Annotated in this window: 9 protein-coding genes; 8 read left to right on the top strand and 1 reads right to left on the bottom strand. The window is 60.4% G+C overall.

The window, feature by feature from the left end:
- Positions 1 to 147 precede the first annotated feature (147 nt).
- From ACLD1X_RS05520 to ACLD1X_RS05485, 8 genes are read left to right on the top strand one after another with little or no spacing between them, the layout of a single operon-like run.
- Positions 148 to 1,062 (top strand): GDP-mannose 4,6-dehydratase, encoded by a 915-nt coding sequence (locus tag ACLD1X_RS05520; protein ID WP_429366472.1) that lies wholly within the window; start codon positions 148 to 150, stop codon positions 1,060 to 1,062.
- Complete coding sequence (gene gmd, locus ACLD1X_RS05515) at positions 1,059 to 2,030, top strand: GDP-mannose 4,6-dehydratase (RefSeq protein ID WP_015094126.1); 972 nt, start codon at positions 1,059 to 1,061, stop codon at positions 2,028 to 2,030. The genes ACLD1X_RS05520 and gmd overlap by 4 nt, the downstream gene beginning before the upstream one ends.
- Positions 2,031 to 2,033: 3 nt before the next feature.
- Entirely contained in the window at positions 2,034 to 3,476 is a 1,443-nt protein-coding gene (locus ACLD1X_RS05510; RefSeq protein WP_429366471.1) for a mannose-1-phosphate guanylyltransferase/mannose-6-phosphate isomerase, read from the top strand.
- Complete coding sequence (locus ACLD1X_RS05505; RefSeq protein WP_429366470.1) at positions 3,477 to 4,274, top strand: ABC transporter permease; 798 nt, start codon at positions 3,477 to 3,479, stop codon at positions 4,272 to 4,274. It begins immediately after the preceding gene.
- The gene (locus ACLD1X_RS05500) at positions 4,274 to 5,527 is read left to right on the top strand and encodes an ABC transporter ATP-binding protein (RefSeq protein ID WP_429366469.1); all 1,254 of its coding nucleotides are present in this window, start codon (positions 4,274 to 4,276) and stop codon (positions 5,525 to 5,527) included. The genes ACLD1X_RS05505 and ACLD1X_RS05500 overlap by 1 nt, the downstream gene beginning before the upstream one ends.
- Complete coding sequence (locus tag ACLD1X_RS05495; RefSeq protein ID WP_429366468.1) at positions 5,524 to 6,891, top strand: glycosyltransferase family 4 protein; 1,368 nt, start codon at positions 5,524 to 5,526, stop codon at positions 6,889 to 6,891. Before ACLD1X_RS05500 ends, ACLD1X_RS05495 begins: the two co-directional genes overlap by 4 nt.
- The gene (locus ACLD1X_RS05490) at positions 6,875 to 8,005 is read left to right on the top strand and encodes a glycosyltransferase family 4 protein (RefSeq protein WP_429366467.1); all 1,131 of its coding nucleotides are present in this window, start codon (positions 6,875 to 6,877) and stop codon (positions 8,003 to 8,005) included. Before ACLD1X_RS05495 ends, ACLD1X_RS05490 begins: the two co-directional genes overlap by 17 nt.
- Positions 8,006 to 9,136 (top strand): glycosyltransferase family 4 protein, encoded by a 1,131-nt coding sequence (locus ACLD1X_RS05485; protein ID WP_429366466.1) that lies wholly within the window; start codon positions 8,006 to 8,008, stop codon positions 9,134 to 9,136. It begins immediately after the preceding gene.
- 126 nt (positions 9,137 to 9,262) lie between these two features.
- Here ACLD1X_RS05485 and mrdA read toward each other — a convergent pair whose 3' ends face one another.
- Entirely contained in the window at positions 9,263 to 11,155 is a 1,893-nt protein-coding gene (mrdA, locus tag ACLD1X_RS05480; RefSeq protein WP_429366465.1) for a penicillin-binding protein 2, read from the bottom strand.
- Positions 11,156 to 11,451: the final 296 nt, after the last annotated feature.

Genomic DNA, 11,451 nt, shown 5'->3' with positions numbered 1-11,451 from the left:
TGAAATTGCCGAGCAAATGGCACAGATTGGCTACCAAACAACTACAACAAACATTTCACCCGACTTTCGAGCGATCCTATCGGCTCGTGAAACCTTTCCGTAAAGCCTGTGGAAACTGGATGAAATGCATGACCAAGGGGTCGCTGTTTGAAAAGACGTCTGTTTGTCACGGGTCTGACCGGATTCGTCGGACAACACATCCAATCGCGTTTGCAGGCTGATGCTTCGCAATGGGAGCTTCTGCCTGCTCCTTGCCGCTACGATCTCGCTGCGCCGGACAGTCTCGAAGGCCTGTGGCCGGACATGCCCGATGCGGTGATTCACCTGGCCGGCCAGACTTTCGTCCCGCAAGCCTTCAGTGATCCGGCGGGCACCCTCAATACCAACCTGCTGGGCACCCTGAACCTGCTGCAAGCCCTCAAGGCACGCGGATTCACCGGCACGTTTCTGTACGTCAGCTCCGGTGATGTCTATGGCCAGGTCACTGAAACCGATCTGCCCATCACCGAATTGCAGCCACCCTGCCCGCGCAATCCCTATGCCGTCAGCAAACTGTCGGCAGAGTTCCTGAGTTTGCAGTGGGGCCTGAGCGAAGGCTGGCCCGTACTGGTCGCCCGCCCGTTCAACCACATCGGCAGCGGGCAGAAAGACAGCTTCGTCATCGCCAGCGCCGCCCGTCAGATCTGCCGGATCAGACAAGGCCTGCAAGCGCCACAACTGGAAGTCGGGGACATCGACGTCACGCGCGATTTCCTCGATGTCGGGGACGTGGTCTCGGCCTACCTGGCCTTGCTGGAAAAAGGCACGCCGGGGCAGGTCTACAACATTTGCTCGGGGCACGAGCAGAGCATTCGCAGTTTGATCGAACAACTGGCAGATCTTGCCGAGGTCGACCTGCAACTCGTCCAGGACCCTGCGCGACTTCGCCGCGCCGATCAGCGTCGGGTGTGCGGCAGCCCTGCCAGGCTGAGCGAGATCACCGGATGGAAGCCTGAAATCACAACACAACAATCCCTGCGGGCGATCCTGTCCGACTGGGAGAAGCGAGTACGACAAGAATGACTAAAAGTGCATTGATCACGGGTATCACCGGCCAGGATGGCGCTTATCTGGCCAAACTGCTGCTCGACAAGGGTTACAAAGTCCACGGTCTGGTCGCGCGTCGCAGCAGCGACTCGCGCTGGCGTCTGCGTGAGATGGGGGTCGAAGCGGACATCGTCTACCTGGACGGCGACATGGCCGACGCCTGCTCAGTGCAGCGCGCAGTGATCAAGTCGGCGCCGGACGAGGTCTACAACCTCGCCGCGCAAAGCTTTGTCGCGGCTTCCTGGGATCAGCCGGTGACCACCGGCATCGTCGACGGCCTGGGCGTTACCCACCTGCTCGAAGCAATCCGCCAGTTCAGTCCGCACACGCGTTTCTACCAGGCGTCCACCAGCGAAATGTTCGGCCTGATCCAGGCTGAACAGCAGGACGAGAACACACCGTTCTATCCGCGCAGCCCTTATGGCGTGGCCAAGTTGTATGGCCACTGGATCACCGTGAACTACCGCGAAAGCTTCAACCTGCACGCCAGCAGCGGGATCCTGTTCAACCATGAATCACCGCTGCGCGGCATCGAGTTCGTGACGCGTAAAGTTACCGACGCCGCCGCCCGGATCAAGCAGGGCAAACAGCAGGAACTGCGCCTGGGCAACATCGACGCCAAGCGTGACTGGGGCTTTGCCGGCGATTACGTCGAAGCCATGTGGCTGATGCTGCAACAGGACAAACCCGACGACTTCGTGGTGGCCACCGGCGTGACCACCACCGTGCGCGAGATGTGCCGGATCGCCTTCGATCATGTCGGCCTGAACTACCGCGACTACGTGAAGATCGACCCGGCGTTCTTCCGCCCGGCCGAAGTGGAAGTATTGCTCGGCAACCCGGCCAAGGCCCAGCGTGTGCTGGGCTGGAAGCCAAAAACCGATCTGGATGCCTTGATCCGCATGATGATGGATGCGGACATGAAACGCGTTGCCAAGGAGTAGGCCATGCTGATTCCCGTGATTCTCTCCGGCGGTGCCGGGACAAGGTTGTGGCCGGTGTCGCGTGAAGGCCATCCCAAACCGTTCATGGCATTGCCTGACGGCCAGTCGCTGCTGGGCAAGACCTATCGGCGTGCTGCGGACCTGCTCGACGGCTGGGGCGATATCGTCACGGTGACCAACCGCGAGTACTACTTCCAGAGCAAGGATCACTTTCGGGACGCGCACCTTGGCCGCCATCGCGGTCACTTCCTGCTGGAGCCGACCGGTCGCAATACGGCACCGGCCATTGCCGCCGCCGCCCTCTCGCTCCAGGCCCTGCATGGCGATGATGCGATCATGCTGGTCATGCCCGCCGACCATCTGATCGTCAATGTCGACGCACTGAAGGACGCGGTCGGGCATGCCGTGACATTGGCCCGGCGCGGTCACCTGGTCACCTTCGGGGTGGTACCGACCGCTCCGGAAACCGGTTTTGGCTACATTGAAGCCGGCATACCACTGGACGACAAGGGCGCTGCCGGTGTGCGGCGTTTCGTCGAAAAACCCGACCTGCAAACCGCGACTCATTACGTGGAAAGCGGCAACTTCCTGTGGAACTCCGGGATGTTCTGCTTCTCGGTCGCCACCCTGCTGGCCGAACTGCAAATCCATGCGCCCGCTTTGCTGGAGCAGACGCAAACCTGCATGGCCGCCAGCGCCCCCGTGGAAAACGCCGGGAGCGTGCAACAGGAACTGTCACCGGCCCTGTTTGGCGAAATCATGGACATTTCCATCGACTACGCCTTGATGGAGCGCTCCGACAAGGTGGTCGTCGTGCCCGCCCGTTTCGACTGGAGCGACATCGGCTCCTGGGGGGCGGTGGCCGCGCTGGTACCGGCGGATGCACAGAACAATCGCGCCGTCGGCGAGTCGATTTTCATCGACAGCCACAACAATTTCGTCCAGAGCGACAACCGCCTGGTCGCGACCGTGGGCGTGGACAACCTGATCATCGTCGACACCGCCGACGCGGTACTGGTGGCCCACGCCGACCGCGCCCAGGACGTGCGCCGGGTGGCCAGGCAACTCAAGGACAAGGAGCACGAGGCCTATCGCCTGCACCGTACGGTCAGTCGACCATGGGGCACCTACACCGTGCTTGAGGAAGGCCCGCGCTTCAAGATCAAGCGCATCGTGGTCAAGCCCGGCGCCAAGCTGTCGTTGCAGATGCACCACCATCGCAATGAACACTGGGTGGTGGTCGAAGGCATGGCCAAGGTCACCAACAACGGCACCGGCACTCACCTGGTGGCCAAGAATGAATCGACCTTCATTGCTGCCGGTCACAAGCATCGCCTGGAGAATCCCGGCGTGATCGACCTGGTGATCATCGAAGTGCAAAGCGGCGAATATCTGGGAGAGGACGACATCGTCCGCTTCGAAGATCAATACGGCAGGACGGTTTGAATGCTGCTTTCCCTTTACCGCACGCTGGGCAGCTATCGAGGGTTCATCCTCGGTAGCGTCCAGCGGGAGTTTCAGGCGCGTTATCGCAATTCGTTGTTCGGTGCCCTGTGGACCGTGCTCAATCCGCTGTCGATGATCATTGTCTACACGGTGATTTTCTCCCAGATCATGCGCGCGCGCCTGCCTGGGGTCGAAGACGGCATGGCCTACAGCATCTACCTTTGCGCCGGGCTGCTGACCTGGGGCCTGTTTGCAGAAATCACGGTGCGCAGCCAGAACATGTTTCTGGATAACGCCAACCTGCTGAAAAAAATCAGCTTTCCACGGATCTGCCTGCCGGTGATCGTGCTGTTGAATGCCGGTATCAACTTCGCGATCATCATTGCCCTGTTCCTCGGCTTTCTGTTGATCACCGGTCGTCTGCCGGGCCTGGCGCTGCTGGCGCTTATTCCGTTGCTGGCGTTACAGGTGATGTTCTGTGCCGGGCTGGGGATCATTCTTGGCGTATTGAATGTGTTTTTTCGCGACGTCGGGCAATTTTTCGCCATCTGCCTGCAATTCTGGTTCTGGCTGACGCCCATCGTCTACCCGATGAGCATCCTGCCCGACTGGGTGCAGCGCCTGCTGCAACTCAACCCCCTGACCAACCTGATCGCCAGCTACCAGAACATCTTCCTGTACGGCCAATGGCCCGTCTGGAGTTCACTGCTGCCAATCATGATCGCCAGCGTATTGCTCCTGGTCATCGGGCTGCGGCTGTTTCGGCAGAGGGTCGGTGAAATGGTGGATGAACTCTGATGGGGCACATACGCGTCACCGGCCTGGGCAAGGCCTATAAACAATACCCGACCCGCTGGAGTCGACTGGTCGAATGGCTGGTCCCGTTCTCGCCGATCCGCCATCGCCAGCACTGGGTGCTGCAGGACGTGAGCTTCCAGATCGCCCCCGGCGAATCGGTAGGGATCGTCGGGGTCAACGGCGCCGGTAAAAGCACCCTGTTGAAGATGATCACCGGCACCACCCAACCCACCTGCGGCAGCATTGAGCTCGAAGGCCGCGTCGCCGCCCTGCTGGAATTGGGCATGGGTTTTCACGCGGACTTCACCGGCCGGCAGAATGCGGTCATGGCCGGGCAGCTGCTGGGCATGCAGGTCGAAGAGATCGAAGCGTTGATGCCGGAAATCGAACGTTTCGCGGAAATTGGCGACGCCATCGACCACCCGGTGCGCACCTATTCCAGCGGCATGCAAATGCGCCTGGCGTTCAGCGTGGCCACTGCGCGGCGCCCGGATATTCTGATCGTCGACGAAGCGCTGTCGGTGGGCGACGCCTACTTCCAGCACAAGAGTTTCGACCGCATCCGCAGCTTTCGCAAAGCCGGTACCACGCTGTTGATCGTCTCCCATGACCGCTCGGCGATTCAGTCGATCTGCGACTCGGCGATCCTCCTGGAAAACGGCCACATGGCCATGCACGACAGCCCCGAAGCCGTCATGGATTACTACAACGCCCTGCTCGCCGAGCGTGAAGGACAGACCGTGCGCCAGGAGGCTCTCGCTGGCGGCCAGCTCAGTACCATTTCAGGAACGGGTGAAGCCAGGATCCTCAACGTGCGCCTGCTCGACAAACATGAGCGGTCCATCGACGCCGCCGAAGTCGGCCAGCCGGTGGTGCTGGAGGTGAATGTCGAAGTTCGCCAGGACATCGAGCGGCTGGTGCTGGGCTTCATGATCAAGGATCGCCTGGGCCAGGCCATGTATGGCATCAACACCCATCGCCAGGATCAGGCGCTGACCGATCTGCAGGCCGGCGAGCGCGTGACCTATCGCTTTGCTTTCGTCATGGGACTGGGCAAGGGTAACTATTCCGTGGCGTTGAGCCTGTCACGCCTGGATTCGCACCTGGACCGCAACTTCGAGTGGCGCGATTACGGGTTGGTGTTCCATGTGATCAACAACCGCCAGGAAGATTTTGTCGGCTGCTCGTGGCTGGCGGCGAAGACCACCGTTACGCGCTCGAACGCGCCGGTCACCTCAGGGAGTACGCCATGACGCGTCTATTGGTGGAATGCACCCACGTATTCCAGCACCCCAAGGTCAATTCCGGCATTCAGCGGGTCGTGCGCAACGTCGTCAACCAGCTGCCGGAATCGGTCGACGGTGTTGAATGCATCCCGGTTGTGTTGCTGCAGGGCAAACTCTATCGGGTACTGAAACTCGGCGCACTGAACATCCCGTTTTTCGATGCCTTGATGATCTTTGGTGGACGACTCGGGCGCTTGTCCCACCGCTTCTGGCAACTGCATCAGCGCTTGCACAACCGAAGCAACTCGCGGCTGGTCAAGCGTTTGCTGCACGTGGCCTACCGGGTGACAGCGCTCACCTGTTTCAGCCTTCCGCTGCGTGCGATCGAGGCCATCAACCAGTATCAACTGCCCAAGCGTTGCGCGCCGTTGCAGCATCAACCGGGAGATCAACTGGTGTTGCTGGATTCGTCCTGGCACACCGACTTTTTCCCGTTTGCCGAACAGCTCAAGCGTGAAGGTGTGGGCATCGTTTCAGTGATCTACGATTTGATTCCCCTGACTCACCCGCAGTTCTACGACACACGGCTGGTGCAGGTATTCAACGAGTGGTTCGACTGGATCACGCAAACCGCCGATGGCTACGTGGCCATTTCCGCCACGGTGCGTGACCAGGTGCGTGAAGAGGTTCAGCGCCGCCTGGGCCCGGCCAAGGCCAATGCCTTGTGGTTCGATTACTTCCACTTGGGCTCCGAACTCGATCTGAGCGAAGTCAGCGCCGCCGTCGAACCGCGTCTTGCCCGGCTATTCGCAACGCCGGAACCGGTGTTCTTGATGGTCAGTACCATCGAGCCGCGCAAGAACCACGACTACCTGCTGGACGCCTTCGAACGGGCCTGGGCGGCAGGCTCCAATGCCCGCCTGTGCATTGCCGGGCGAGTCGGCTGGAAATGCGATGCACTGCTGGCCCGGATACGCAATCACCCGCAGCTCAACCAACGACTGTTCATGTTCAATGACCTGAGCGACACCAGCCTCGAACATGCCTACACCCACGCCAGCTCACTGGTGTTTCCGTCTTTTGTGGAAGGTTTCGGCCTGCCGCTGGTAGAAGCCATGCAGCGTGGGCTGCCGGCCATGGGCAGCGACATTGCGGTCTTTCGCGAAATCGGTGGCGAGTTCATGGCGTACTTCGATCTGGCCGAGCCACAGAGCCTGGCTGACCTGGTCATGCGTTTCGAGAGCAGCGGCCAATTCCCGGCCGCTCGCGACGTCGCGCAATGGCGCTGGATTGGCTGGCGAGAAGCCAGTGCGCAATTGGCCGAACGCACCCTGCGCAATCTCCCGGACGTGCCGCTCGTACAAGAGAGGCAACATGCGCATTGCCCTTAACGCCCGGATTCTGCGTGCGCCGCGCACCGGCATCGGCCACTACGTCGCCGAACTGGCAAACGCCCTGGCGGGTGAACCGGATATTGAACTGGCGCTGTTTCACGGCTGGGGCTGGAGCTCTGTGCTGCCTGAAGCGGCCATGCCCGGTTACTCCCGACTGACACCCTTGCTGCGGCAGATTCCGGGGGCCTATCAAGCCCGGCGGTGGCTGGAACAGAAACGCTTCGATCAAGGCCGAGCGCAAGCCATCGACCTCTACCATGAACCCAGTTTGTGGCCGCTGTCGTTCGACGGCCCGACCGTCATCACCCTGCATGACCTGACTCACCTGCACTATCCCGAAACCCAGCCACCGGCGCGCTTGCGAGAGATCGAGCGGCGCGTGGCCGACGGCGTGCAACAGGCCAGCCTGATCCTTACCGACTCGCAATACATTGCCGACGAAGCCCAGGCATATTTCAGGCTACCGGCGCAGCGGTTCGTTGTCGCGCCGCTGGGTGTAGCCGCGCGTTTCCACCCGCGCCCCCCGGAGGCTATCGACGCCGTACTCAAGGCCCATGGCGTCGAAGCGCGAGAATACTTTCTCTGTGTCGGCACACTTGAACCGCGCAAGAATCTGTCCCTCGCCCTACGCGCCCACGCCCGATTGCCGGAATCGGTCCGTCAGCGTTTTCCATTGCTGATCGTCGGCATGGCCGGCTGGCAGCGCGAGCAGTTCAGCGAAGAATTGCACCAGGCCCTGGCCAGCGGTCACGTCTGTTTGCTGGGCTATCTGCCTGACGAGCACGTTGCGCAATTGTTGGCCGGCGCCCGGGCATTGATTTTTCCGTCGCTGTACGAAGGTTTTGGCCTGCCGGTGCTGGAGGCCATGGCCTGCGGCACGCCGGTCATCCTGACTCGACGCTCGGCCATGCCCGAAGTGGCAGGCCCTGCGGGTAACTACATTGAACCTGATGATCCCGACGGCTTGCGCAATGCAATGAGCCGTCTGATCGAGGATCCAGCGCATTGGCAGGCATGCCGGGAAGCCGGATTGCTACAGGCAAGGCTTTTTACCTGGGAACGCTGCGCGCAAGTCACGGCCAGCGCTTACCGCCAGGCCATGGGAGATTGAATGCGAGTTCTTCATTTTTTCAAGACGTACCTGCCTGACTCGGTCGGCGGGATCGAACAGGTAATATTCCAGCTTTGCGAAAGCGGAGCCCTGCACGGCGTTGAAGGCAAGGTGCTGACACTCAGTGCCGATCCGACACCCGCAGCGATGCAGATCGCTCACCATGAAGTCCATCGGGCCAGGCTCGACATCCAGTTCGCCTCCACAGGGTTTTCCTGGAGCGTCTTCAAACAGTTTCGCGAGCTGGCGGCCGAGGCCGATGTGGTCAACTACCACTTCCCATGGCCGTTCATGGACCTGGTGCATTTCGCCAGCGACCTGAAAAAACCCAGCGTGGTGACGTACCACTCGGACATCATCCGCCAGAAACACCTGCTCAGGCTTTACCGGCCGCTGATGAATCGCTTTCTGCACAGCGCCGACCGGATTGTCGCTGCATCGCCCAATTACCTGCACACCAGTGATGTGTTGCAACAGTTTCAGCACAAGACCCAAGTGATCCCCTATGGATTGAACAAGGCAGGCTACCCACTGCCGGACAGCGATCGAATGGCTCACTGGCGGCAAAAGCTGGGCGACAAGTTCTTTCTGTTCGTGGGTGTGATGCGCTACTACAAAGGTTTGCACATCCTGCTCGATGCCCTGAAGGACCTGGACTACCCGACCGTGATTGTCGGTGCCGGCCCACTGGAAGCAGAACTGCATGCCCAGGCGGCCGCCTTGGGTCTACGCAATGTGCACTTCCTCGGACGCCTGGGGGACGAGGACAAGGTAGCGCTGCTGCAACTGAGCTACGCCATCGTGTTCCCGTCGCACCTGCGCTCCGAAGCCTTCGGCATTTCGCTGCTTGAAGGCGCGATGTATGGCAAACCGATGATCTCCAGTGAGATTGGCACGGGCACCAGTTACATCAACATCCATGACGAGACCGGGCTGGTGGTGCCGCCGAGCAATCCGTCGGCGTTTCGCGAGGCGATGCGCACGCTTTGGGAAAACCCGGCGCTGGCGGCGCAAATGGGCGAGAAGGCGCAGGCCCGTTATCAAAACCTGTTTACGGCGGATGAAATGGGTCGCAAATGGACGACGTTGTATGAGGAACTGCTGGAAGAAAAAGCCATCGCCTACGCATGACGCTTTTTGCAGGCGCGCCGACCGGAGCGTGCCGATGGTCGCCACCGGCCCGGTCGAAACGGTGTTCCTCGAGAACTTCCAGCACGTGCCCGGCATCCATGAGCCTGTGCTGTGAACCATGATGATTCAGACGTGTGGATCGCCTGGCGCCTTGCTGGGCGCTGCGTACTGCGGCTTCAGGTGCCCGTCCTGATCGAGTAGCCAGGCGTCCATGATTTCCCGTACGACCGGCCCGGCGACTCGACCACCCGCCTCGCCGTTTTCGATCATCACCGAAATCACGATCTTCGGGTGCTCGGCCGGTGCGAAACCGACGAACAGGGCATTGTCGCGGTTACGCTCACGGGTTTTCTCCCGGTTGTAGCGCTCGCCCTGCTTGATCGCCACCACTTGCGCGGTACCACTCTTGCCGGCAATACGGTACTGCGCACCCGCGGCTGCGGCCCGGGCAATCCCGCGGGCGTCGTGCATCACCATCTGCATGCCATGGTTGACCTGTTCCCAGTCGCGTGGATCCTTGAGCAGAATGTTCGGCATCGGATGCTCATCTACTGGCGCGACGCCGTCCACGGTCTTGGCCAGGTGCGGGCGATTCCACACGCCTTTGTTGGCAATCAGCGCCGTGGCCTGGGCCAATTGCAGTGGCGTGACCTGCATGTAGCCTTGGCCGATACCGAGAATCACCGTCTCGCCAGGAAACCAGGCCTGACGACGCGTGGCGCGCTTCCAGGCTTGGGATGGCATCAGGCCGGGGGATTCTTCATTCATGTCCAGGGAGACTTTCTCACCCAGTCCGAACATCGCCATGTAGTCGTGCAGGCGATCGATGCCAAGCTTGTGCGCGAGGTCATAGAAATAGGTGTCGTTGGAACGCATGATCGCCGCGTCCATATCCACCCAACCGTCGCCGCTGTGGTTCCAGTTGCGGTACTTGTGATCGAAATCCGGCAGTTGGTAATAACCGGGGTCGAACACACGGGTCTGTGGCGTGACGACACCCGCATCGAGGCCGGCGATGGCCACTTCCGGCTTGATGGTCGAACCGGGTGCGTAGAGCCCGCGCAGCACACGGTTGAACAGCGGTCGGTCGACGGAGTCGCGTAGCGTGGAGTATTCCCTGGAACTGATGCCGGTGACGAACAGATTGGGATCGAAACTCGGGTTGCTGACCATGGCCAACACTTCACCGGTCGACGGATCGAGCGCGACCACAGAGCCACGACGATCGCCCAGGGCTTGCTCGGCGGCTTCCTGAAGCTTGACGTCGAGGCTCAGGACAATGTTTTCGCCGGGCACCGGGTCAGTGTGCTTGAGCACGCGCAGCACTCGCCCCTGGGCGTTGGTTTCGACTTCCTCATAACCGACATGGCCGTGCAGTTGCGCCTCGTAGAACTTCTCGATCCCGGTCTTGCCGATGGATTGGGTGCCTCGGTACTCGATCGTATCCAGCGCCTTTGATTCTTTCTCGTTGATTCGTCCGACATAGCCGACCGAATGAGCGAAGTGTGCGCCCAACGGATAGTGTCGAACGAATTGCGGTTCGACATCGAGGCCCGGCAAGCGGAACTCGTTAACGGCAAGCACGGCGATCTGTTCTTCGCTCAGTTCATAGAACAGCGTTACGGGTACGAAGGGGTGACGTGCCTGCTTCATCACCTTGTCGAACTGCGAGCGGTCTTCAGCAGGCAAGTGCAGGAGATTGACCACTTCGTCGAGTTCGGCGTTCACATCGGTGGCGCGCTCGCGGGTAATGGTCAGGTTGAAACTGGGACGGTTGTCGGCGAGAAGTACGCCGTTGCGGTCATAGATCAATCCGCGGGTAGGCGTAATCGGCAGGACATGGACGCGATTGTTTTCGGAGATGGTCGAGTGATAGTCGAACTCGACCACTTGCAGGACGTACAGGCGTACCACCAGAGCGCAGGTAATGGCGGCAACGAACAAGGCGCAGGCCATGAGTCTCTTGTTGACCAGGCGTGTTTCTTTTTCGTGGTCCTTGATGGGAATCGGTTCGGGCATTTCTACAGCAACTCTTTGAAAAGAATGCCGATCCGTGGGCGCAAACTCAGTCCGTTAAAAATGAGCTGCACCTTAGCAAAAGCGTGGAGTCAGGTTCGTGTGATTTCTTTCACAATTGACCTTGTAGGAGCGAGCTGGCTCGCGATGGAGGTTAACGATGACGCGGGAAGTCTGGTAGCCCGCGGCGCTCTCGGGTTTTTCGCGAGCAAGCTCGCTCCTACAGGGGGGGGTGGGGCGCCAAAAACAAAACCCCTACCTGCATGCGCAGATAGGGGTTTCGGAATTTAATCTTGACG

Source organism: Pseudomonas sp. 18173 (genome assembly GCF_050432945.1).
GTDB lineage: Bacteria > Pseudomonadota > Gammaproteobacteria > Pseudomonadales > Pseudomonadaceae > Aquipseudomonas.
This window is presented reverse-complemented; position numbering and strand designations above follow the sequence as displayed.